The organism is Nitrospirillum pindoramense (assembly GCF_007827955.1).
GTDB lineage: Bacteria > Pseudomonadota > Alphaproteobacteria > Azospirillales > Azospirillaceae > Nitrospirillum > Nitrospirillum amazonense_B.
Genome location: NZ_VITR01000009.1, coordinates 169,705 through 192,786, shown reverse-complemented (window position 1 = coordinate 192,786; position 23,082 = coordinate 169,705). Strand labels below are relative to the sequence as shown.

23 protein-coding genes are annotated in these 23,082 nt (G+C 69.4%); 15 read left to right on the top strand and 8 right to left on the bottom strand.

The genetic code is table 11. The annotated features are described in order from the left end of the window. The first annotated feature begins 22 nt into the window (after nucleotides 1-22). Nucleotides 23-1,354, top strand: coding sequence for a methyltransferase (locus FBZ90_RS16550; RefSeq protein ID WP_145733775.1), 1,332 nt, complete (start codon nucleotides 23-25; stop codon nucleotides 1,352-1,354). An 8-nt stretch (nucleotides 1,355-1,362) separates the two neighbouring features. Here the strand turns inward: FBZ90_RS16550 and FBZ90_RS16545 are convergent, their stop codons facing one another. The 3 genes from FBZ90_RS16545 to FBZ90_RS16535 form a co-directional block, all read right to left on the bottom strand. Next, nucleotides 1,363-2,088 (bottom strand): LrgB family protein, encoded by a 726-nt coding sequence (locus FBZ90_RS16545; RefSeq protein WP_145733774.1) that lies wholly within the window; start codon nucleotides 2,086-2,088, stop codon nucleotides 1,363-1,365. Further along, on the bottom strand, nucleotides 2,085-2,510 hold the full coding sequence (locus FBZ90_RS16540) for a CidA/LrgA family protein (protein WP_145733773.1): 426 nt from the start codon (nucleotides 2,508-2,510) through the stop codon (nucleotides 2,085-2,087). Before FBZ90_RS16540 ends, FBZ90_RS16545 begins: the two co-directional genes overlap by 4 nt. A 150-nt stretch (nucleotides 2,511-2,660) precedes the next feature. After that, nucleotides 2,661-3,776, bottom strand: a complete 1,116-nt coding sequence (locus tag FBZ90_RS16535; RefSeq protein WP_145733772.1) for a hypothetical protein — start codon at nucleotides 3,774-3,776, stop codon at nucleotides 2,661-2,663. Between the two features lie 465 nt (nucleotides 3,777-4,241). Between FBZ90_RS16535 and FBZ90_RS16530 the strand changes: the two genes are divergently transcribed. From FBZ90_RS16530 to FBZ90_RS16480, 11 genes are all read left to right on the top strand, one after another. Next, entirely contained in the window at nucleotides 4,242-5,939 is a 1,698-nt protein-coding gene (locus FBZ90_RS16530) for a DEAD/DEAH box helicase (RefSeq protein ID WP_246130458.1), read from the top strand. 82 nt (nucleotides 5,940-6,021) lie between these two features. Beyond that, a complete protein-coding gene (locus FBZ90_RS16525) occupies nucleotides 6,022-7,635 on the top strand; it encodes a peptide chain release factor 3 (RefSeq protein WP_088871275.1) in 1,614 nt (537 codons plus the stop codon). 152 nt (nucleotides 7,636-7,787) lie between these two features. Beyond that, nucleotides 7,788-9,197 (top strand): flavin monoamine oxidase family protein, encoded by a 1,410-nt coding sequence (locus FBZ90_RS16520; protein WP_145733771.1) that lies wholly within the window; start codon nucleotides 7,788-7,790, stop codon nucleotides 9,195-9,197. Between the two features lie 207 nt (nucleotides 9,198-9,404). Then, nucleotides 9,405-9,941: a flagellar basal body-associated FliL family protein gene (locus FBZ90_RS16515; RefSeq protein ID WP_145733770.1), complete on the top strand. Its 537-nt coding sequence runs from the start codon at nucleotides 9,405-9,407 to the stop codon at nucleotides 9,939-9,941. Nucleotides 9,942-10,056: 115 nt separating this feature from the next. Further along, the gene (gene fliM, locus FBZ90_RS16510; protein WP_145733769.1) at nucleotides 10,057-11,136 is read left to right on the top strand and encodes a flagellar motor switch protein FliM; all 1,080 of its coding nucleotides are present in this window, start codon (nucleotides 10,057-10,059) and stop codon (nucleotides 11,134-11,136) included. Beyond that, nucleotides 11,133-11,996, top strand: coding sequence for a DUF6468 domain-containing protein (locus FBZ90_RS16505; protein ID WP_145733768.1), 864 nt, complete (start codon nucleotides 11,133-11,135; stop codon nucleotides 11,994-11,996). Before fliM ends, FBZ90_RS16505 begins: the two co-directional genes overlap by 4 nt. Nucleotides 11,997-12,100: 104 nt before the next feature. Beyond that, nucleotides 12,101-12,937, top strand: a complete 837-nt coding sequence (locus FBZ90_RS16500; RefSeq protein ID WP_145733767.1) for a MotE family protein — start codon at nucleotides 12,101-12,103, stop codon at nucleotides 12,935-12,937. A gap of 99 nt (nucleotides 12,938-13,036) precedes the next feature. Then, nucleotides 13,037-13,696, top strand: coding sequence for a protein phosphatase CheZ (locus FBZ90_RS16495; RefSeq protein ID WP_145733766.1), 660 nt, complete (start codon nucleotides 13,037-13,039; stop codon nucleotides 13,694-13,696). A 50-nt stretch (nucleotides 13,697-13,746) separates the two neighbouring features. After that, entirely contained in the window at nucleotides 13,747-14,427 is a 681-nt protein-coding gene (locus FBZ90_RS16490; RefSeq protein ID WP_186455850.1) for a flagellar motor protein MotB, read from the top strand. Next, nucleotides 14,424-15,170 (top strand): OmpA/MotB family protein, encoded by a 747-nt coding sequence (locus tag FBZ90_RS16485; RefSeq protein WP_145733764.1) that lies wholly within the window; start codon nucleotides 14,424-14,426, stop codon nucleotides 15,168-15,170. Before FBZ90_RS16490 ends, FBZ90_RS16485 begins: the two co-directional genes overlap by 4 nt. Next, on the top strand, nucleotides 15,167-18,634 hold the full coding sequence (locus FBZ90_RS16480; protein WP_145733763.1) for a tetratricopeptide repeat protein: 3,468 nt from the start codon (nucleotides 15,167-15,169) through the stop codon (nucleotides 18,632-18,634). The genes FBZ90_RS16485 and FBZ90_RS16480 overlap by 4 nt, the downstream gene beginning before the upstream one ends. A gap of 60 nt (nucleotides 18,635-18,694) precedes the next feature. Here FBZ90_RS16480 and FBZ90_RS16475 read toward each other — a convergent pair whose 3' ends face one another. The 5 genes from FBZ90_RS16475 to FBZ90_RS28840 form a co-directional block, all read right to left on the bottom strand. Then, complete coding sequence (locus FBZ90_RS16475; RefSeq protein ID WP_145733762.1) at nucleotides 18,695-19,150, bottom strand: STY0301 family protein; 456 nt, start codon at nucleotides 19,148-19,150, stop codon at nucleotides 18,695-18,697. 114 nt (nucleotides 19,151-19,264) lie between these two features. Continuing rightward, nucleotides 19,265-20,068 (bottom strand): flagellar type III secretion system pore protein FliP, encoded by an 804-nt coding sequence (gene fliP / locus FBZ90_RS16470; RefSeq protein WP_246130457.1) that lies wholly within the window; start codon nucleotides 20,066-20,068, stop codon nucleotides 19,265-19,267. Beyond that, nucleotides 20,065-20,433 (bottom strand): FliO/MopB family protein, encoded by a 369-nt coding sequence (locus FBZ90_RS16465; RefSeq protein ID WP_246130456.1) that lies wholly within the window; start codon nucleotides 20,431-20,433, stop codon nucleotides 20,065-20,067. Before FBZ90_RS16465 ends, fliP begins: the two co-directional genes overlap by 4 nt. Next, nucleotides 20,423-20,758 (bottom strand): hypothetical protein, encoded by a 336-nt coding sequence (locus FBZ90_RS16460; RefSeq protein ID WP_145733761.1) that lies wholly within the window; start codon nucleotides 20,756-20,758, stop codon nucleotides 20,423-20,425. The genes FBZ90_RS16465 and FBZ90_RS16460 overlap by 11 nt, the downstream gene beginning before the upstream one ends. Further along, nucleotides 20,755-21,123, bottom strand: coding sequence for an EscU/YscU/HrcU family type III secretion system export apparatus switch protein (locus FBZ90_RS28840; RefSeq protein ID WP_145733864.1), 369 nt, complete (start codon nucleotides 21,121-21,123; stop codon nucleotides 20,755-20,757). The genes FBZ90_RS16460 and FBZ90_RS28840 overlap by 4 nt, the downstream gene beginning before the upstream one ends. Before the next feature lie 493 nt (nucleotides 21,124-21,616). Between FBZ90_RS28840 and flgB the strand changes: the two genes are divergently transcribed. From flgB to fliE, 3 genes are all read left to right on the top strand, one after another. After that, on the top strand, nucleotides 21,617-22,024 hold the full coding sequence (gene flgB, locus FBZ90_RS16450) for a flagellar basal body rod protein FlgB (protein ID WP_145733760.1): 408 nt from the start codon (nucleotides 21,617-21,619) through the stop codon (nucleotides 22,022-22,024). A 94-nt stretch (nucleotides 22,025-22,118) separates the two neighbouring features. Then, nucleotides 22,119-22,529, top strand: coding sequence for a flagellar basal body rod protein FlgC (gene flgC, locus FBZ90_RS16445; RefSeq protein ID WP_145733759.1), 411 nt, complete (start codon nucleotides 22,119-22,121; stop codon nucleotides 22,527-22,529). 24 nt (nucleotides 22,530-22,553) lie between these two features. Next, nucleotides 22,554-22,859: a flagellar hook-basal body complex protein FliE gene (fliE, locus tag FBZ90_RS16440; RefSeq protein WP_145733758.1), complete on the top strand. Its 306-nt coding sequence runs from the start codon at nucleotides 22,554-22,556 to the stop codon at nucleotides 22,857-22,859. The last annotated feature ends 223 nt before the right edge of the window (nucleotides 22,860-23,082 follow it).

Here is a 23,082-nt window from a genome sequence, read left to right as displayed (position 1 = left end):
ACCCCGAAAGTCGATTCCCGCCATGCCGTCCGATCCCCTGTCTGATTATGAGCAACGCATGGTCTGGGCCTACGACGCCCTGCACCATGGCGACGCGGTCGCGGCGGAAGCGGCGATGATGGAGGCGGTCGCCCTGGTTCCGGACGCCGCGGAGGCGCGGGGCGCGTTGGGCGCGCTATTGCGCCGTCAGGGCCGGCCTGTCGAGGCAGCGGAGCATTTCGCGGCTGCGGCGACGGCCGAACCGGTGCGGCCCGCCTGGGTTCTGGAACGCGCCCGCTGCCTGGCCGATGCCGGCGATGTCGAGGGTGCCTGGGCCCTGGTGTCGCGCTTGGTGGTGGATCGGGCGGATGATGCCGCCAGCCACCGCCTGGCCGCGCGGCTGCGGTTGGCCCAGGGGGATACGGCCGGGGCGCTGACCCATGCGCGCGAGGCCCGCTTCCTGGCGCCCCATGACCTTGAGGGCAGCGTCGAGGTCGGGCAGGTGCTGGTGGATGCCGGCGATCCCCTGGCCGCCGCCGAGATGCTCGAACCCCTATTGGCCCATGCCCACCCGGCCGACCCCGCCCGCGCGGCCGCGCTGGTGCTGCAAGGCTGTGCCTGGGCCGCCCTGGCGGAAGGGGAGAAGGCTGCCCGCCGCTGGCGCCAGGCGCTGGAGGCGGATCCGGAGGATGTCGGCGGCGCCGCCCGGCTCCTGGCCGGGCTCGAAGCCGCGGCGGCGGCGGGCGGCGGCGACCTGACGCCCACTTATATCAAGGCGCTGTTCGACCGCTATGCCGACCGTTTCGATAGCGACCTGACCCAGAAACTGCGCTACCAGGCGCCGCGCCTGTTACGCCAGGCGCTGGACGCGGTGGGCGTGGGCGCCGGCCTGGACATCCTGGACGTGGGGTGCGGCACCGGTTTGGGCGGTGTTGAGGTGAAGCCGCTGGCGCGCCACCTCGCCGGGGTCGACCTGTCGCCGCGCATGGTGGAGCATGCCCGTGCCCGGGGCCTGTACGACCGGCTCTGGGACGCCGACCTTATGGGCGCCCTGGCCGAGGCCCCTGGCGCCTGGGACCTGGTGCTGGCGGCTGATGTGCTGGTCTATCTGGGGGACCTGGCGCCTGTGTTCCAAGCGGCGGTCCTGGCGCTGAAGCCGGGCGGGCGCTTGGCCGCCACGGTGGAACGCTGGGAGGGGGAGGGCCCCTACGCCTTACGCGAAAGCCGTCGCTACGCCCACGCGCAGGAGCACGTGCTGGCCGCTGCCGCCGCCGCTGGCTTGGCGGTGGAACACTTGGCGCCGGTGGCGCCGCGCTGGGAAAAAAGCCGCCCGGTGGACGGCCTGCTGTTCATCCTGCGCAAGGCCGGCGCCTGAGACGGGCCTCAGAGCAGCAGCGCCAGCAGGATGGGGACCAACAGGGCGGTGATCAGGCCGTTCAGCGCCATGGCGATGCCGGCGAAGCTGCCAGCCAGCGGGCTCAGCGTGTAGGAAACGGCGGTACCCACGCCGTGGGCCGCCACGCCCATGGACAGACCCTTGGCCCGGTCGTCCCGCACCTTCAGCCAGCGCAGCAGCAGCGGGCCGAACACGGCGCCGATGATTCCCGTCACCATGACCATGGCGGCGGTCAGCGATGGGATGCCGCCGATGGTCTCCGATATGCCCATGGCGATGGGCGTGGTGACCGACTTGGGCGCCAGCGACAGCACCGTCTGACGGTCGGCCCCCAGCGCATGGGCGATGAACACGGCGGACGCCGCGGCGGTGACGGAGCCCGCGACCAGGGCGATGGCCAGGGGCACGGCGCCGCGCCGCACGTCGGCCCTGTGGCGCCACAGCGGCACGGCCAGGGCCACGGTGGCGGGGCCCAGCAGGAAATGGATGAACTGCGCCCCATTGAAATAGGTGGGATAGGGCGTGTTGGTGACCAGCAGCAGGATGACCAGGAACAGGGACGCCAGCGCCACGGGGTTGGCGAAGGGGTTGCGGTTGGTGCGGACATGGAGCCACACGCCGACCAGATAGGCCACCAGCGTCGCCGCCAGCCACAGCAGCGGACTGGCCGACAGATAAACCCAGATATCGCCCAGGCCCGTATGGCTCATCATGACGCCCTCCCGCTGTCCTTATCCGTATCGGTATCGAAAGGATCGCTGCCATCGGCCTCATTGGCCGGTGAGGCCGCCTTGCCGCCAAAGCGCCGGTCGGCCCACAGGAAGGCGTAGGCGGTGACGGCGATGGTCAGGGCGGAACTGCCGACCAGCGCGGCCACGATGGCCGGCCCCTGGGTCATGAAGCGCTGGCCATGCTGCACGATGCCCACGGCGGCGGGCACGAACAGCAGGGACAGGTTGCTGAGGATCACGTCAGCGGTGGTGCCCATGGTCTTGTCGGGGCCGCCGCGCCAGGCGAACCAGGCGACCAGCAGCAGCAGGCCCAGCACCGGGCCTGGTACGGGCAGGTGCAGGCCATGGGCCACGATTTCCCCGATAAGCTGACAGACAACCAGCGTGGCAAGCGCGCCGACCATAGCGTACTCCGGCATGTGAGGCGGTTTCAGGCTTGAAAGCCCGGTGACGCCTGACGCGGTGGGTTTGGTGGAGGGGATTATTGGTGGCAGGCTGGACCGATTGCGCCGCTGGGGTCAACGGGCGTGGGACGCGGGGGTGTCCCGCGATTTCTACCGGCCGCCGGGATCGGTATCGGCGGCGGCGGGGGTGGCGGAGAGGGGGACGGGCCGCGCCTCCTGCGTCGTCAGGTCCAGCCCCTGGGTGCCTAACCGCGCCTCCAACCAGCGGGCGTCCGTCGCCAGGGTGGGCAGGGGGCGGGTGGCCTCGTCCGTTATGGGCGGCGCGCCGGGGCGCAGATGCACCACCGTCATGCCGCTGGCCTGGCGGAAACGGTCCAGCGCCCGGCCCAGGGTGTCGCCGGCGTCGGCGCCAGGGCGCAGGCGGGCCAGGTGGGCGCGCCAGCCGGTGATGGGCGCGCGGGGCCCGCGGCTCAGCACCAGGGCCGCGCGACAGCCGCGCAACCGGTCCAGCCGCTCCGTCAGTGCGTCCGGATCGGCGGCGGCGTCCAGCGCCAGCACGCCCAGGCGGTTCAGGGTCAGGCCCTGCACTAGGTCGTTCGCGCCGGCCCACGCGTTCTCCGCCTTGTCCTCCACCCCAAGGCCCAGGGCCAACAGGCGGTGCAACGCGCGGGCGGCGGCCGCCTTGGCTGTTTTCGCGCCGCGTCCCGTCCAGGCTGCCAGGTGGGGCACGCTGGCCATCAGGGCGCGACGCTCCGCCTGGGCCGGACCGGACAGGCTGCCGCCCGGCGCCAGGCCGCCCATGGATGGATCGGCCGGCACCAGGCTGGTGATGACAAAGAGGTGGAAGGGCTGCATCCGATGGCGTGACAGAAGGGCCGACCAGGGGGAGGGGCCCGGCGGCGCATCACCGGCGGCGTCCGCCAGCACCAGGCGCGGCGGCACCGCCATGCCCGGGACGGCGAAGGACCAGGGTGTGCCCAGGTCCAGGAAGCCATAGTCGGCGCGGCCGTCCTGCACGCCCCGGGGGACGGCGAAATCGTAACGCCAGGCGACGCCCTTGCCTTCGGGCAATTTGCCCAGCCAGCGGGGCGGCACGGGCAGGCCCACGCTGCTAACTTTCAAATCTGGCGGCTCATCCTCGCCGTCCGTGACGATCACGGCACTGATGCGCCAGCGGTCGCCCTGGCCGCCCCGGGCCAGCAGCAAGGGCCCCAGCAGCAACTCGGGCTGGACGGGCCGTCGGGGGATGGAGGCGCGGCGTTTCATGGCGGCGGACCATGGACGACGGGGCCCGGCCGGCGCAAGGGTCAAGCGCCCATCCTATATCTTAAGCGGACCTGTATCTTAAGTGGACGTGAGGGGCGGCCGACAGCGCCCGCGTCTGGCGCCACGCTGCTTTGCGTTGTGGCGTATCACGGAATCCTTGGCTTTTGCGGTCCATGCCCGTATGGTCCGCCTCGCCTGAGTGGCCGAGGGGCCCCCTGGCGCATGGTTATGGTCGTCTCCGCGTTCCAGGAGTCGACGCCAGCGCCGCTTCCATAGCCCCGCTTCTTTCGGGGTTGTGATTGCCGGATAGGTCCGGCTTTCCACACGTTCCGACGTTGCGCCGCTCTTTCGTTGGCTGGTGCGGCCTGCCGTTTGATCGGCAGGCGCGGTGCCGGCTTGTTTGTTCGCGTGCCTTTCCCGGGCGGGAAGGGCGCGGCGCCGCCTTATTTCGTGAAGGAAAGTCCCTTGGATTTGCCCGTTTCCGCTGAGAATGAAGTGATCGAGACCGAAATCCTGGAAACCGCCGAGGTCGACATGGTCGACGACGGCCGCACCACCTTTGCCGACCTGGGCCTGGCCCCCGCCCTGACCAAGGCGCTGGAAGAGGTCGGCTACCAGTACCCTACCCCCATCCAAGAGCGCGCCATTCCCGTCGCCCTGGAGGGCCGCGACCTGATCGCGTCCGCCAACACCGGCACCGGCAAGACCGCGGCCTTCGTGCTGCCGGCGCTGCACCGCATGGCCACCACCCCGCGTCCGCTGAGCGCCGAGGGCCTGCAGACCTTCGGGCCCCGCCTGCTGGTGCTGACCCCCACCCGTGAGCTGGCGACCCAGGTGATGGACGCCGTCCGCGGCTATTCCAAGTACAGCCGCATCCACACCCTGGCCATCCTGGGCGGCATGCCCTACCGCCAGCAGCTGGAGATGCTCCGCCGCCGGGTCGACCTGGTGGTCGCCACCCCTGGCCGCCTGATCGACCATCTGGAGCGCGGCCGCCTGGATCTCTCCACCGTCGAGATGCTGGTGCTGGACGAGGCCGACCGCATGCTGGACATGGGCTTCCTGGAGCCCGTGGAAATGATCGCCAACGCCTGCCCGGAAAACCGCCAGACCCTGCTGTTCACCGCCACGGTGGACAAGGCCATGGTGCGCCTGGCCGGCAACCTGCTGAAGAATCCGGAGCGCGTTGACGTCGCCGGCGGCAGCGTCAACGTCAGCGCCATCGAGCAGCGCTTCCTGCGGGCCGACGGCCTGGAGCATAAGGAAAAGCTGCTGGCCCATCTGGTGGCCGACCCGTCCATGAACAAGGGCATCGTCTTCGCCGCCACCAAGCGCGATGCCGACCGCCTGGCCGACAGCCTGTCGGAAATGGGCTATGCCGCCGCCCCCCTGCACGGCGACATGCGCCAGCAGGAACGTAACCGCACCGTCCAGGCCCTGCGCAACGGCCGCGTCCGTCTGCTGGTGGCCACCGACGTGGCCGCCCGCGGCATCGACGTGCCGGACGTGACCCACGTCATCAACTTCGACCTGCCGCGCCAGGCCGAGGACTACGTGCACCGCATCGGCCGCACGGGCCGCGCCGGCAACACCGGCAACGCCTTCAGCCTGTACACCCGTCATGAGTGGGGCCTGGTGCGCGGCATCGAGGGCTACACCCAGACCCGCGCCGTTGAGCACGTCATCCCGGGCCTGGAGCCGCGCGAGCTGCCCAAGCGTCCGGCCGGCGGCCCCGGCGGCGCCCCCGGTGGCCGTCCGCGCAAGTCGTTCGGCGGCCACGGTGGCGGTTTCAAGCAAGGTGGCTTCAAGCAGGGCGGCTTTGGTGGCGACCGGAAGCCGGAAGGTGGTTTCCGCGCCGACGGTCCGCGGGGCGAAGGCCCGCGCGGTGAGCGCGGCGACCGCCCGGAAGGCGGCTTCAAGAAGTTTGGCGGCCCCCGTCCTGAAGGCCAGCACCGCGGCGAAGGCCATCGGCAGGACCGCCCGGCCCGCGCCCACGGCGCCGGTCACGGCGGCGGCGGCAACGGTGGCGGTTTCCACCCGCTGGACGGCGCCAAGCCGGCCCGCGACGGGGCGCGCAAGCACGGCAACGGCCCGCGCCCGGCCCGGGTGCAGAGCGATGGCGGGACGGGGGGCTTGCGCCGCCCGCGTTCTTCCGCCAATTAAGTCCCGCGTTTGATGACGGGGCCGTCCAGCACCGGACGGCCCCGTTTTCGCCTTTTAAGACTTCAGCCTTACGTTTGGTCCCATGAGCGCGCTCCCCCAGGAAGTCCATAACCGTCGGACGTTCGCCATCATCGCGCACCCCGACGCCGGCAAGACCACGCTGACGGAAAAGCTGCTGCTGTTCGGCGGCGCCATCCAGATGGCGGGTGCGGTGAAGGCGCGCGGCGAGCAGCGGCGCGCCCGGTCGGACTGGATGAAGGTGGAGCGCGAGCGCGGCATCTCCGTCACCGCCTCGGTGATGAACTTCGACTATGCCGACCGCACCTTCAACCTGGTGGACACGCCGGGCCACGAAGACTTTTCCGAAGACACCTACCGCACGCTGACGGCCGTCGACAGCGCGGTCATGGTCATCGACGCCGCCAAGGGCATCGAGGCCCAGACCCGCAAGCTGTTCGAAGTCTGCCGCCTGCGCAACGTGCCCATCATCACCTTCGTCAACAAGATGGACCGCGAGGCCCGCGACCCCTTCGACCTGATGGACGAGGTGGAGCGCGACCTGCAGCTGGAGGTGACGCCCGGTTCCTGGCCCATCGGTTCCGGCCCGGACTTCCGTGGCTGCTATGACCTGATCCGCGACCGGCTGGTCCTGCTGGACCGCCGCCAGGGCGACATCGCCAGCGAGGGCATCCAGTGCGATGGCCTGGACGATCCCAAGTTGGATGAGCTGCTGCCCGCCGACCAGGTGGCCAAGCTGCGCGAGGACGTGGCCATGGTGCGGGAACTGTGCCCGCCCTTCGACCTGGAAACCTATCGCGAAGGTCACCAGACCCCGGTGTTCTTTGGCAGCGCCATCAATAACTTCGGCGTGCGCGAGCTATTGCTGGGCCTGGCGGCCTATGCGCCGTCGCCCCGGCCGCAGCAAGCCGACAGCCGCACCGTGCAGCCGGAGGAGCCCAAGGTCACAGGCTTCGTGTTCAAGGTCCAGGCCAACATGGACCCCAACCACCGCGACCGCATCGCCTTCTTCCGCCTGTGCTCCGGCCATTTCCGCCGGGGCGTGAAGCTGAAGCACATGCGCTCGGGCAAGCTGCTGGCGGTGAACAACGCCGTGCTGTTCCTGGCGCGCGACCGGGAACTGGCGGAGGACGCCTACCCCGGCGACATCATCGGCATCCCCAACCACGGCACCCTGCGCATCGGCGACACGCTGACCGAGGGTGAGGATCTGCGCTACACCGGCGTGCCCAGCTTCGCGCCGGAACTGCTGCAGCGCGTGAAGTTGGACGACCCCATGAAGATGAAGCACCTGCGCAAGGCGCTGGAGCACTTCGCGGAGGAAGGCGCCAGCCAGGTGTTCAAGCCCTTGATCGGCGCCGACTGGGTGGTGGGCGTTGTCGGTCCGCTGCAGTTCGAAGTGCTGGCCGCCCGCATCGACGCCGAATACGACATCAAGGCCAAGTTCGAGAGCTGTGGATATGATTCGGCCCGTTGGATCGAATGCGATGATCCGGTGGTGCTGAAATCCTTCCTGGACAGCAACCGCTCCGCCCTGGCGGAGGATCATGACGGGGCCCTGGTGTTCCTGGCGCGCAACGGCTGGCAGCTGAACCGCGCCCAGGAGGATTATCCCAAGATCCGGTTCCAGAAGACTCGGGAACAGAACCGCGCGGTGACGACGTCCGCCCTGGGTTGAGGGGGGCGCCCCTGTTGCGGCCATCCGGCCAATATCCATGAAGCCATTATCCGAAAAGGACGAAATGGCACATCGGCCGGATGGCGCGGTGACAGCGCCATCCGGCCGGCGGTATCATCCGCGCCAAATATGGGTAAGTCGGAAGGCGTGACATGTCGGGTGCATCCCGGTTATTGGGCCGGTCGCTGGTTTTGAGCGGCGGCGGCGCGCTGTCGCGGCGCGCTCTGGTCGGCGGCTTGGCGCTTGCGCCCCTGATGGCCGGCCTCCCCGGATTGGCGGGCGCCGTGGCCGGCCGCCCTGGCCCCATCCGGCCGGGCCGCACGGTGGTGGTCATTGGCGCCGGTCTCGCCGGTCTGGCCGCCGCAGGCGCCTTGCGCCAGGCGGGGGCCGAGGTCACGGTGTTGGAGGCCCGCGCCCGCGTCGGCGGCCGGGCCTGGACCGAGGCGCGTCCGTTCGGTTTCCCCTACGATATCGGTTGCGCGTCGCTGGAGGCGACGGCGGACAATCCGCTGCGCCGCCTGGTGGATGAGCGCGGCCTGGAGTCGGTGCCTGATGACGGCGCCGATGATCTGCTGTTCTTCGGGGACAAAGAGGTGGATGCCGACACGGCCGCCGCCGCCGCCGACGCCATCGACCGGCTGGAACGGGCGGTGAAGGACGCCGGCCGCGCCCAGATGGACCGCTCCGCCGCCGACCTGGTGCCGGACCTCGGCGACCTGGGGCAGTTGGCCACCGCCCTGGTGGGGCCGCTGGACTTCGGGGTGGAACTGAAGGACCTGTCCAGCCTGGACGCGGCCCGCCGGCCGGATGCGGAGGCGGCGCTGTGGTTCCCGCGCGGCATCGGCACCGCCGTCGCCAGCCTGGCCAAGGACATGGCGCGGGATGTGAAGATCACCCTGTCCGCCCCGGTCACCCGCATCGACTGGTCGGGGACGGGGGTGCGCGTGACGACACCCAAGGGCGTGGTCAGCGCCGACGCCGTCATCATCACCATCCCCATCGCCGTCCTGGCGTCGGGTGGGGTGGCGTTCGATCCGCCGTTACCCGATGGGGTGCGCACCGCCTTTGACGGGCTGGCCACCGGCTTGGTCAACCGCATCGCCCTGGGCTACAAGCCCGACAGTCTGGATTGCGACCCCTTCACCGCCCTGGACCAGGTGCGCGCCGACGGGCGGGTGCTGGACCTGTGCCTGCGGCCCTTCGGCCGGGAACTGGCCATCGCCACGGTGGGCGGCGACCTGGCGCGTCAACTGGAAAAGGCCAGCGACCAGGAGGCGGTGGATCTGGTGCGCGACGCCGTGGCCGACGTGTTCGGATCGCTCACCCGTCGGCAGGCCACCGCCTGGCATGTCAGCCGCTGGGGGGCTGATCCCTATTCCCTGGGGTCCATGACCGCGGCGAAGCCTGGCCACGCCGAGGCGCGCCGCATCCTGTCGGAGCCGGTGGGCGACCGCCTGTGCTTCGCCGGCGAGGCTTGTTCGCTGAATTGGCCCGGCTGGTTGCCCGGCGCCTATGAGACGGGCATCGCGGCGGCCCAGCGGGTGCTGGCCCTGCCGGCCTGACCGGCCACCGCGGCCCCGGTCCGCCATCCCGGTGGAACGATAAAGGATGGGGCGCCCCCCGCACCGGGCCGCCCCCCGCCGATTTTGTTGAAAGGAAGGGTTAACGCCTTCATGATTATATGAACCTGCCCTAAACCGGGGCGGGACGGTGGGCCCTACCTGGACGCAAGTCCGAACGGAGCCCGTGCACGAGCGTTGCGGGGTAGCATGACGGCCATCGAGACGGATGGTGGGGGCGAGCAGGAACTGCCGCGAAAGAAGTTCAGCGGCAAGAAGATCGTCATGTGGGTGGTGGTGCCTCTGCTGCTGATCGCGCTCATCGCCGGTGGATTGATCTTCAGCGGCCTGCTGGATGGATTGCTCGGCAAGAAGAAGGCGGAAGAGGTGGAGGAGAAGCCCGCCGCGGCGGAGGAGGCGTTCGATCCCAAGGCGCCCCCGGTTTTCTTCCCCCTGGGCGAACTGCTCATCAACCTTCAGACCAATGAACGCCGCCCCGCCTTCCTCAAGCTGAAAATCCAGCTTGAGATCTATAAGGAAGAGGACAAGGCCAAGCTGACCGTGTCTACGCCGCGCATCATCGACACCTTCCAGACCTATTTGCGCGAATTGCGGCTGGACGATCTGAAGGGGTCGGCCGGCATTTACCGCCTGCGCGAGGAATTGCTGCAGCGGGTGAACGCGGCCGCCGCCCCGGTGCGGGTGAGGGACGTGTTGTTTGAGGAAATTCTGGTACAATCACAGTGACATGATACCCGGGTTGCCTGGGCGCGCCCGGGGCTGGATGGACCGGGCGTTGAATGGAAGGATGGCGGGGCGCCGGTGCCCCGCAGCTAAGTTTTGGACGCTGGAGCGTTGACCGATGCCGGATCCGCAGGAGCTGAGTGAAGAGGAACGCATGGCCGCCGAATGGGCGGCCTTGGCGGACGAGGGCGCCGGCGACAGTGGCTTCGGCGACATGGGCGGCGGGGCGACCCGCGTCCTGAACCAGGATGAAATCGACAGCCTGCTGGGCTTCGACAAGGATGGCGCCGGCGACGGCGACAATTCCGGCATCATGGCGCTGGTCAACTCGGCGCTGGTCAACTACGAACGCCTGCCCATGCTGGAGGTGGTCTTCGACCGCCTGGTCCGCATGATGTCGACCTCCTTGCGCAACTTCACCTCCGACAACGTCGAAGTCAGCCTGGACCAGATTTCCTCAGTGCGTTTCGGCGATTACCTGAACTCCATTCCGCTGCCCGCGATGCTGGCCGTCTGCAAGGCGGAGGAATGGGACAACTATGGCCTGATGGTCATCGATTCGGCGCTGATCTATTCCATCGTCGACGTGCTGCTGGGCGGCCGGCGTGGCACGGCGGCCATGCGCATCGAGGGCCGTCCCTACACCACCATCGAGCGCAACCTGGTGGAGCGCATGGTGCATGTGGTGCTGTCCGACCTGTCGGCCGCGTTCGACCCCCTGTCGCCCGTCACCTTCCGCTTCGACCGGCTGGAAACCAACCCGCGTTTCGCCACCATCGCCCGCCAGGCCAACGCCGCCGTGCTGGTGAAGCTGCGCATCGACATGGAGGATCGCGGCGGCCGGCTGGAACTGCTGATCCCCTACGCCACCCTGGAACCCGTGCGCGAACTGCTGCTGCAGATGTTCATGGGTGAAAAATTCGGCCGCGACAGCATCTGGGAAACCCACTTGGCCAGCGAGCTGTGGATGACCGACGTCCACCTGTCGGCCGTGCTGGATGAGATCACGCTGTCGCTGTACGACGTGCTGAACTGGAAAGTGGGCTCGCGCGTGCTGCTGAACGTGGCGCCCGACGACACCATCGAGCTGCGCTGCGGCGATGTCCCCATGTTCCTGGGCCGCATGGGCCGCAAGGGCGGCAACATCGCCGTGCGCATCGACCGCGAAGCGCCCAAGCCGGAGGCCGCGCCGACATGAGCCTGACCATCCTGCTGTCCCTGGCCCTGGATGTCGTGGTGGGCGGCCTGCTGGTCGCCACCATCATCTATGCCCTGCGCCTGAACCGCCAGATCGCCCAGCTGCGCGACAGCCGGGGCGAGATGGAGGCCCTGGTAAGGGAATTCAGCGACGCCACCGCCCAGGCCGATGCCGGCGTGAAGGGGATGCGCAAGGCCGCCGCCGAATCCGGTGAGGCGCTGCAATACCTGATCAGCCGCGCCGACAAGATGCGGGAAGAGCTGGAGCAGATCACCCAGGCGGCCGATGCCTTGGCCGGACGGCTGGAAGGCGCCGCCGGCCGCGCCCGCGCCAGCGCGGCGGAACCCGTGCGGGACACCCGGCCCGAACCCCGCGACCTGCCCCGGGCCGAAGCCCTGCGGGGCAGTGCCGCCGGCGGCATGGTGGGCGGTCTCACCCCTGGCGGCGTCCCTGGTGGTGTCAACGGCCATCGGGCGGAGACGCCCCGCGCCGCCGCTATCCGCCCCGATCCCCGCCCCGTGCCGGCGCGCCCATTGCCGGCGCATCTGGAGCCCGAGCGCGGCATGGAACGGCAGGCGCCGGACCGTCTGGCTGGCGAGCGTCTGCCTGATTCGCGTTTGGCCGATTCCCTCAATGATGGGCGTGCCCCGGAGCGCGCGCCCCGGCCGGAGCGATCGGCCGACCGCTATGGCACCGATGCCGGTCTGGACGATGGCCGCCCCGCCCCACGGTCGGCGCCCGCGCGCCTGCCAGCGCCGGGTGGCGCCGGTCCCGCTGGGGACGCGGCCGCCGGCCAGCCGGAGGCGCGGTCCCGCGCGGAGCGTGAGCTGCTCCAAGCCTTGGAGAATATGCGTCAATGACGGCGGAACCCTCGGCCCCCCGGCAAGGACGGCCCACGTCGGCCCCTGCAGCGGCCGTGCCCAAGGCCCCAGCACCCTCGAAGCCGGCGTCCTCGAAGAACGCCGTGGCTGTGACGCGGACCCAGCGTCCCGCGCCGGCGGTCGGTCGCGCCGGCGGTGGCAAGGGCGCGCGTGGCCCGGCGCGTGCCGAGCCCAAGGTCCCCTTCTGGCGGCGCCTGCGCATCCGCCTGCTGCCGGTGACCATCTTCGCCGCCGTGTTGCTGCTGGGCGCGCGGGCGGGTGATATCTGGTGGACCCTGACCATGGGCGTTGCGCCGCCGGATGTGCCGGCCGCCAGGGCGCAGAGCCCGTCCCCAGAGAAGCCGGCGCCGGCCGCCCAGGGCCAGACGCCCTCTAAGCCTGCCGAGGCCGCCGCGCCGCACGCCGCCGCCGATGCGAAGGGGGATGCTGCCAAGAAAGGCGATGCGGCCAAGGGCGAGGCGGGCAAGCCGGAACCGTCGGGCAGCCCGTCGGACGGCCAAAGCTTCACGCCCAAGGACGTTGAGCTGCTGCAGCGCCTGGCCGAACGGCGCGAAGCGCTGGACAGCCGCGAGCGCGACCTGGACCAGCGCGAGGCCATGTTGCAGGTGGCGACCCAGCGCCTGGACCAGAAGCTGGCGGAGATGCAGGCGCTGAAGAAGCAGCTGGACGGCCTGGTGAACCAGGTGAACGCCGACCAGGCGCAGCAGCTGGACAGCCTGGTCAAGATTTACGAGACGATGAAGCCGGCCGAGGCCGCCCGGATTTTCGAGGCCATGGACGACAAGGTCCTGCTGAACGTGATCAGCCGCATGAAGGAGGCCAAGACGGCGCCCGTGCTGGCGGCCATGACGCCCAAGCGGGCGGAGCAGGTGACCACCATGCTGGCCGAGCGCAAGCGACTGCCCAACGTGCCGCAATGAGCCGACGACGACCACCGCCCCCTTGCCTGCCTTGATCCCTGCCCAGATGCCACCGGGCCCGGCGACAACCGGTCCCATTTTGACGAGACGAGAGCCGCCATGATCCGCCACGCCGCCGACCCGATGCTTCAGGACCGGCTGGATGCCGCCCGCTCCCAGGCCCGCCAGCCGCTGTCGCGGGAAGAGGTCGCCCAGATCGTCTCCACCGTCGTCGCCTCCATGGGCGGCGACGTGAGCCAGCATGACATCAAGCTCTATGGCGAGCTGGAGGGCCTGGCCCGCTTCATCCATAACGCCAAGAAGGAAATCGCGGCCCTGCAGCCCAGCGATATCCATGCGGAGCACATTCCCCGCGCCACGGATGAGCTGGACGCCGTCGTGGGCGCCACCGAGGATGCCACCAACCGCATCATGGACGCCTGCGACCAGCTGATGGGCATGGCCGGCGACGTCAGCCCGGAGGTGTCGTCCAAGATGATGGACATCACCACGGGCATCTATGAGGCGTGCAATTTCCAGGACATCACCGGCCAGCGCATCACCAAGGTGGTGAAGGCCCTGAAGCACATCGAAGCGAAGGTCGAGGCCATGCTGGTCGCCTTTGGCGAGGATGTGCAGCGCCGTCACCCCGATGGCCCGCCGGCGGCCGACACGCCCGCCAGTGGCAAGGATGATGACTTCCTGTTGCATGGGCCCCAGTTGCCCGGCCGCGCCATCGACCAGGATGAGATCGACCGCCTGTTGGCGAGCTTCGACTGATATCCCTGAAGGCGATCGGCATGACGGTGGGGGCGTCCAGGAACCGGCCCATGGCGGGGTTGGTGTCGGGGGGGAAAAGGATCGTCCAGGAAGAGGGCGGTGTCTTCGTCCTCTACTTGTCGGTTTTCTTCCTGTTGCTGGCGTTCTTCATCCTGCTGACCTCGCTCTCCACTTTTGAGAACCGCAAGTTCGACGCCGTCGTGCAGGCGGTGCAGGACGCTTTCGGTGTGACCATGGCGCAGGGACCGGCCGCCCAGGCGGCGCTGGCCCGTGCGGACGAGCGGCTGGGCGCCGTGGGGCGCCGCCTGGTGGCCGTTGTGCCGGATGCCGTGATCGACCAGGGCGGCAAGGGGGGAACCCTGGTTGCCACGCTGCCGGCATCCAGCCTGTTCGCCCCGGCCACGGCGGAAGGGGGCGGCACCGTTGTCACCGTCCTGCCCGGGCGCGAGGGGCTATGGCGTCAGATGGCCGAGGCGGTGCGGCCGGATGAGGAGACGGGGCTGGAAATCGATCTGGAGTTCCTGGTGGCCGACGGCGGCAACCCGGGCGCCAGCCTGCCCGTATTCCAGGCCGGCGCCATGGCCCGCACCCTGACCGCTGCCGGTGTCAGCCCCAACGCCATGAGCGTGGGGGTGGAGAAGGGCACGGCGGACCAGGTCCGCTTCCTGTTCCACGCCCGGCCGCCGCATGCCGGCGCCCCCCTGAACCCGGCGCCGGAGGGGCGGCCATGAGCGAGCCCGACATCCTGCCGCCGCCGGTCCCGGGCTTCCTGCCGCCCTTGGCGCCCAAGGCGCCGGTGCCCAAGCGCATCTGGCTGATCTCCTTCACCGATTTCGTCTGCCTGATGCTGTCCTTCTTCGTCATGCTGTACGGCATGACGGCTCCGGACGCGCGGCGGGACCAGGTGCTGCAAGCCCTGTTCGGCGGCTCCCCCACCGAGCAGCATGGCAACGGCAATCTGGATCGGGGCCGCGCGACGGACCTGGGGTATCTGGGCCGGGTGATGGAGCGCCAGTTGTCCACCGTTCCGGCCCTGGCTGCCGTGCGGGTGACCCGGTCGGGCGACCGCCTGGTCGCCATCTTGCCGGAGGCGGCGCTGTTCGCACCCGGCTCCACCACCCTGTCGTCCGCCGGTGCCGCCACCCTGTTCGCTTTGGGAGGGGTGGTCAGCAACATCGCCAACGCGGTGGAGGTGGTGGGGCATACCGACGCCAGCCCCGTCGCCAACGCGGCCTATCCCTCCAACTGGGAATTGTCGCTGGCCCGGGGGCGCACCATCGCCCTGGCCCTGGCCCGGTCGGGATACGCGGCACCCATCACCGTGCGCGGCCAGGCTGACGGCGCCGATGCGGCGGCCGCCGCCGGAAGTGCGTCCGAATCCCCCTCCGATACCGAGGTGGAGCGGGCGCAGCAGCGCCGCGTCGATATTGTCATTCGCGATTACGCCGCCCAGGCCGGCAGGGGCCCATCATGACCACGTCCGCCCCCAAGCCCTGTTTCCCGGCCCTTCGCGTCCCGGTCCGCCGCCTTTTGACCCACCGGTCGCTGATCCTGGGCGCCGCCCTGATGCTGGCGCTGGCGGTATCGCCCACCTGGGCCGCCCCCCAGGAGGTGAAGGAGCCGCCGGCCGATGCCGCCGCCGCGGCCCTGTCGGCCGTGGCCCTGCCGACCGTGACCGTGCGGGCGGGGGAGCATCCCGGTCGCAGCCGCCTGGTGTTCGACTGGCCGACGCCGGTCAAGGCGACGCTGGAGCGGGATGGCGCCAAGCTGCTGATCCATTTCGACAAGCCGGCCAAGGCCGACCTGGCCGCCCCGCGCCGAGCCGGGTCCCCGCGCATTTCGCGGGTGGAGACGGTGGCTGGAACCCCCGGTCTGACCGTGGCGCTGACCATTCCCGCCAATGCGACGGTGGAGCAGTCGCGGTCCGGCGATAAGGTCGTCATCGACGTGGGCGATGGCAAGCCGGGCGCCCCGCCCGTCGCCGCCAGCACCACCACCTCCACGCCCCCCGCTGCCCCGCCCGCCGCCAAGCCTGAAGCGCCGAAAGAGGGCAAGGCCCCACCCGCGGCCTCTACGCTGCCGCCCGCCGCCGGTGCGGGCGAGCCGCCATCGGTGGCCGCTGCGCCAGCCGATCCCCGCGCCGCCAAGGAAGGGCGGCCGCTGTACCTGCTGCAGCAGCAGCCCCCCACGGACGCCAAGGGTACCAAGGACGCCAAGGCGCCCGCCGCGAAGGAGCCTCCTACCAAGGAGCCGGCAGGGAAAGAGCCGGGCAAGGAGATCCCAGGCAAGGATATCAAGGAAGCCCAGGCCAAGCCGACCCCGTCCTCAGCCCACCCGAACGCGCCGGACACCAAGGCGGCCCCGCACGGCGCGCCCGCCGCCGAAGCGGCGCCGCCGGGTGCGGAGGCGGGCCAGCCGGCGGAAGGGGCCCCGGCGGCACCCGCGCCCAGCCTGGTGTTCGATCCGGGGCAGCCGTCCGCCGTGGCGGTGTTCGCCCGCGCCGGATGGCTGTATGTGCTGTTCGACCGCCCCGTGCCCGCGACCACGGCCCCGGCCGCGCCCCAAGGCGGCCCCGCCGACGAGTCCGCTTTCCTGGGCCAGGTGGAACCGGTGGCCCTACCCGGCGGTGGCGGTTTCCGCCTGCCGGCGCCGGCTGTTCTGGAACCACGTGTCACGGGGGAGGGGCCCACCGGCTACCGCATCACCTTCGATCATGCCCTGGCCATGCCATCCGAGGGCACGCCGGCCGGCGTGCCGGTGACGACCGATCCCGATTTCGCCCTGGGACCCCGCCTGGTGGTGAAGACGGCCAAGCCGGCCAAGGTCTTCACCTTCACCGACCCGGTGGTGGGGGACACGCTGAAGGTCGTGCCCCTGAGCCCGGCGCCGCAACGCACCCCGGCCCCCCTGCGCTATGCCGAGGCGCAGTTCCTGCCCACCGCGCAGGGGGTGGTGATCCGCCCCATCGACGAACGCCTGCTGGTGCAGCCGGCCAAGGAGGGCGTGGAACTGACCGTGCCCGGCGGCCTGCGCCTGTCGCCGTCGACCGATGTCGCTGTCGCCGCCCCGCCCCCGCCGGTGGTGGAGCCCGACCGCTTCTTTGATTTCCAGCGCTGGGCCAAGGTGGACCCCAATGGCTTCATCGCCGGCCGCCAGCGGCTGATGAACGAGATCACCAAGGCCCCGCCGGACGACCGACCCAAGCTGCGCCTGGACCTTGCCCGCTTCTACGCCGGCAACGGCTTCGGGCAGGAGGCGCTGGGCCTGCTGGAGATGGCGCGCAAGGACCAGCCGGATTTGGAAAAGCGGGCGGAGTTCGCCGCCGTGCGCGGTACCGCCCGCATCCTGACGGGCGACGCCAAGGGCGGGCTGGACGATCTGACGGCGCCGGCCCTGCAGAACGAGCCCGACGTGGCCCTGTGGCGCGCCTATGCCGCCCACACCACCGGCGACGACGACACCGCCTATCGACTGTTCCAGAGCCGCAAGGAGCTGCTGCGCACCTATCCCGAACCCTTCAACACCCGCTTCGGCTTGGCCGCCGCCGAAGCCGCCCTGGCCAAGGACGACGTGGGCACGGCCAACGGCCTGCTGGATCGCCTGGTCAAACGGGGGGCCACCAAGGGGCCGGCCGAAACCGCCGTCAACTATCTGCGCGGCGAGGCGGCCCACCTGGAAGGGGACCATGAGAAGGCCATCGAGTCCTACCGTGAGGCGACGGAAGGGCCCGACCGCCTCTACCGCACCAAGGCGCGCATGGCCCTGGTGGATGAGGAACTGGCCGCCGGCAAGCTGACCCCGGCCAAGGCGGCGGAGCAGATGGAGAAGATGCGCTTCGCCTGGACCGGCGACGATCTGGAGCTGCACATCCTGCGCCGCCTGGCCGACCTGCACATCAAGGCCGGCAACTTCCCCCAGGCCTTCGACACCATGAAGCGCGCCATCACGCTGTTCCCCAACAGTCCCGAGGCGCCCCTGATCACCAAGCAGATGACGGACACCTTCACCGGCCTGTTCGTGCGCAACGGCGCCGACAAGATGCCGCCCCTGGAGGCGCTGTCGCTCTACGAGCAATACAAGGAACTGACGCCGCCCGGCCCCGACGGCGACACGGTCATCCGCGTGCTGGCGGAGCGGCTGGTGGATGTGGACCTGCTGGACCGCGCGGCCGAACTGCTGGACCGCCAGGTGCAGTACCGCCTGCAAGGGGAGCAGAAGGCCCAGGTGGGCACGCGGGAGGCCGCCATCCGCCTGCTGAACAACCAGCCGGATAAGGCGCTGGCGGCCCTGGACCAGTCGGAGGTGGCGGGCATCCCCGACGCCATGGCGGCGGAACGGCGCCTGTTGCGGGCCCGTGCCCTGTCGCGCACCGACAAGGGGCCGGAGGCCGTGGCACTGCTGAAGCAGGACAATTCCCGCCCCGCCAACCTGCTGCGCATCGACATCGCCTGGCATGCCAAGCAATGGCCGCTGGCGGCCCAGGCCTTGGCCGACGTCATCGGCCCGCCGCCCGCCGCGGGTCAGCCCATCGACCCCACCATCTCCCGCCTGGTGGTGAACCGGGCGGTGGCCCTGTCGCTGGCCCAGGATATGCCGGGTTTGCAGAAGCTGCGCACCGATTTCGGCCCGTCGATGGACAAGGGGCCGGACGCGAACATGTTCCAGGTCATGACCCGCCCCAACGAGGCCACCGGCCTGCTGGACGCCACCACCATCCAGAACCAGGTCAAGGAAATCGACCTGTTCAAAAGCTTCCTGGACAGCTACCGCACCCGTCAGAGCCAGGGGGCGGCTGTGCCGGGCGATGCGTCGGCAGCCGGGGGCGAGGCCCCGCCCAGCGCTACGGCGCCACCGGAATCAGCCAAGCCGGCGGGCGAGCCGCCCACGGCCTCCAGCGCCGCCGCCACCCCGCCCGCGCCGGAAGGTCAGCGGCGCTGATTTGTGGCCGGGGCATTCGGATGGGGAGGGCATGGAGGCCCTCCCTTTCCTTTTCAGCTCTTACTGGCAGTTCAGACCGGCGGCCATGTTGCCGTCGGGCGACAGGGTGACGGTGCAGGTGTGGACGCTGGCCGGCATCTTGGACGCGATCATGATGGCGGTGGCGTCGTAGGCGCAGGCCATCCACAGGTTCTGGGCCTGTGCTGGGGTGAACTTCCAGGTCAGGGCCGTGCGCGACTGGCTGGCCGGCGGCAGGGGCGGCTGGCCGCCAGGCTCACCGTTCCAGAACAGGATGGCGGCCAACGGCAGGGGCAGGACGCTGCCGTCCGGTGCCTTGGGCGGGTTGCCGTCCTGATAGGCCTTGAAGCCGGCCGGCACGTCCTTGACCATCTCGGTGACCGGCAGGGTCTTGGGGCATTGCGGGCCCACCTGGGCGGCGGCCTGGCCGGCCCCCAACCCGGTGACGGCGGTGACGGCGAACAGGGACAGCAGACCGCTGGTCAGAACCTTCTTCATTTTCCTCACTCGGGCCATGGTGATTTGGGTTGTGTTGCGGCGTTGGCGCCAATGGGTGATACGGATCTAGGGGGCGAAAGCCTGACGCATAGCGGCAAAGCGCCCCGCCCACGCTTATCCGAAGCTTTTCACCAGGCTGCCGACGATCAGGTACCAGCCGTCCACCAGCACGAAGAAGATGATCTTGAACGGCAGGGAGATCATGGCGGGGGGCAGCATCATCATGCCCATGGACTGCAGCACCGACGACACCACCATGTCGATCACTAGGAAGGGGATGAACACCAGGAAGCCGATCTCGAACGAGCGCTTGAGCTCCGAGATCATGAAGGCGGGGATCACCACCTGGATGGGCAGATCCTTGGCGGTCGTGACTTTGTCGACCTTGGCGATGTCGGTGAACAATTGCAGATCGCGCTCGCGCGTGTGCTTCAGCATGAAGTCCTGGAAGGGGACCACGGCGTTCTTCAGGCCCGTCAGCTCATCCACCTGTTCGTCGATCATGGGCTTGATGCCCGCGTCGTAGGCCGCCTGGAAGGTGGGCGCCATGATGAAGAAGGTGAGGAACAAGGCTAGGCTCAGCATCACCTGGTTGGGCGGCACCTGCTGCGTGCCCAGGGCGGAGCGCAGGAAGCCCAGCACGATGATGATGCGCACGAAGCTGGTCATCATCACCAGGATGCTGGGCGCCACCGACAGCACGGTGATCAGCACCACCAGCTGGATGATGCGGCCGGTGGAACTGCCGCCCTGGGAGCCCAGGTCCAGATTCAGGCTCTGGGCGTGCGCCACCCCAGCCAGCAGCGACACGGCCACCGTCAGCAGGATGGCCAGGGCCGGTGCGCCCCAGCGGAACAGGCGCGATGGGTGCCGGCAGGGGGCGTGGCGGGAGGGGGCGGGATGCACGGTGGTGCTCATGACAAAGGCCCCGGGACGGGTGCCGGCGGGGCGGCGGTTTCGTTCAATACGGTCTGGAAGGTCTGGTGGCCGTCGCCTGTCGCGGGGATGGGCCCTTCCAGATGCAGGTCCTGGGTGCCGCCCAGCAGCAGCAGATGCTCCACCCCGTCCCGGCGGATCAGCACCAGCCGGCGGCGCGGGTCCAGCGCCATGGCCTCCACCACGCCCAGGCGGCGCTGGGCACGTCCCGGCAGGCGCAGCAGGGCGCCGCCGCCGAAACGGCGGACCAGCCAGCCGGCGACCAGGATAAAGCCCAACACCAGGCCCAGCATAAGGGCGGCGTACAGGTAATAGGCGGCCGAGGTGACCATGGGTTCAGCCGACATCTGGATCTTCGGCCCGGCGATAGGCAGCGGCGGCCCGGCCGACGGTGGCCTTGCCCTGGGTCAGCTCATTGGCCTTTTTCACCACCGTCTCCAGCCGTTCCAGCGCCGCCAGCACCGCCTCCAGCCGCGGCAGGAAGGCGCGCGCCTCCGGCGGCGGCAATTGGACAACTGCATTGCATAATGCAGTGGCCTCATCCTCCAGCCCGGCGAATTCCACCGCGTCGCCGGCGGCGACGAGGTCGGCGGTGCGATTCAGGATGGACAGCAGGCCGTCCATGGCGTCGGCCAGGGCTTCCGCTTCGGGGGAGGGCGCGGGCGTGGTCATCTGAGCGGCGGTGTTCCAGAAGTAGTGCCGAGGCCCGTGGGGGCCTGGCCAGGGGAGGTGGGGCCATAAGGATTGGGACCATAGGGGCTGGTCGGCGGGGGGACGTCATCCAGTGCGGCACCGCTGCTGAGGCGGCCATTGGCACGGTAGACGTGGGCCAGGATTTCCGCCACCGCCGCCAGCGCCTCGATGGGGATTTCGCTGTCGATGTCGATGACCGACAGGATTTCCGCCAGATCCGCGTCCTGCCGGACCTTCACGCCGTTGGCGAAGGCCAGTTCCAGGATCTGCTCCGCCACGGCCCCTTGCCCGGTGGCGACGATGCGCGGCAGCCCCTCCGCCATGTGCTGCAAGGCCACGGCCACCTGGCGTTTGGGCTTGTCGCTGTCGTCGGTGGGGGCCAAAGGTGGAACAATCCTCGTTAAAGTGGGCCTCGTTAAAGCGGGCCTTGTTGAAGCGGGGGCGTTCGCCCATATCCCGGCTGCGGTATGCGGGGCCGTTTCCGGCTCATGCACGGGCGGGGCCAGGGTATAACTCTCCGCCGTGATACGCAAATGGGCAGCCGGCGATTGAACAGGCGGCGTAACGCCCCTGTTGTAAAACGCCGCTATTGTAAAATGCATGGGGCAGTGGGGATGGTGCCCGGCAGCGCTGGTTGGATGCGGGCAAATAACGCTGGAATCCCCATTGGTTTAGAGCGATTCTCCAAGCGATGGCTTGCAGATTGCATATAACTCATCTATGGCAATAGAGGTGCCTGGGCCTGGTGTGGATGCCGATCGTGGCGGTGTCCTTGCGGAGAGAGCGGTCCTGACAGGGCCTTTCGGTTTAACCCCACCGGGGTGGTGAGCGCGGATCATGGATCTGAACAGGCTGGGTATCTTCAAGCTGATGTCGGACAAGATGGCCTGGGACAACCAGCGCCAGGAGGTCCTGGCGCAGAACGTCTCCAACTCCGACACGCCGAATTACCAGGCGCGGGACCTGGTGCCTTTCGATTTCAAGCACCAGCTGCGTGAGGCCAGCCAACTGGATCTGGTGGCCACCGACCCGGCGCACCTGTCGGCTAGCAGCACGGGGGCCGGTGGCTTCCGCGCCGCCAAGGACCGCACGGCCTATGAGACCTCGCCCACCGGCAACGCCGTGGTGCTGGAGGACCAGATGACCAAGATCGGTCAGAACGCTATCGATTTCCAGGCGCTGACCAACCTGTACCGCAAACAGATCGGCATGCTGAAGATGGCCCTGGGCAAGGGGTCCAGCTGACGCGGCGGTCTGGTTAACGTCTTCTTGATGCTTCGCCCGCTAAATTGGGCTTGTCCGTTGAATTGGGTCTAAGGGTTTTGGGACGAGGGTTTCGATGGATTTGATGAACGCCCTGAACTTGTCCACCGCCGGCATGAAGGCGCAGGGCACGCGCCTGCGCGTCATCGCGGAGAACCTGGCCAACACCGACAGCACGGCCGCCAGCCCCGGCGACCTGCCCTACCGGCGCAAGGTGGTGCTGTTCGCCAACACCCTGAACAAGGCCCTGGGCATCGACACCGTCAACGTGAAGAAGGTCGATGTCGACCGCAGCGACTTCCAGCGCAAGTTCGATCCCGGCCACCCCAGCGCCGACAGCGAGGGCTATGTGCTGATGCCCAACGTCAACGGCCTGGTGGAATCGATGGACATGCGTGAGGCTCAGCGCTCCTACGAGGCCAATTTGGGCGTCATCGACGCCACCCGCACCATGCTGACCAAGACCATAGACCTGCTGCGCAACTGAGCGGCTTAGGAGCTGATCCCCACGATGGCCATTCCCCTTCCCAGCGCGATCGCCGCCTACGCCAACACCGCCCGCCAGGGCGCCGGCCCCGGCATGGCCGCCCCCACCAGCGGCCCCAGCTTTGGCGAGCTGATGAAGCAGGCGGCGGTGGACGCCGTCGACACCATGCACCAGGGGGAACGCATGACGGCGGCCGGCGTCCTGGGCAAGGCCGACCTGACCGACGTGGTGAACGCCGTCAGCAACGCCGAGGTGACGCTGCAGGCCGTGACCGCCGTGCGGGACAAGGTCATCTCCGCCTACCAGGAAATCATGCGCATGCCGATGTGATATCAGCGGCGCGAGACAGTGGCTCGTGCCGCTTTAGCCCGCGACTGCGGGCGCCGGAGCGAGTACCGCCCCGTTGACGTGAAAGCGGCGCAGCGAGGAAGCCAACGGGCGCGGATGCGCCCGCCGGCGCTTGAGGATGAGCATTTGAGAGGCCCTGATCAAATGCGGTGTGTATAAGGGCGGGGCTTGCGCCCGGCCCGCGCCCTAGCGTCTATTGGGGTAT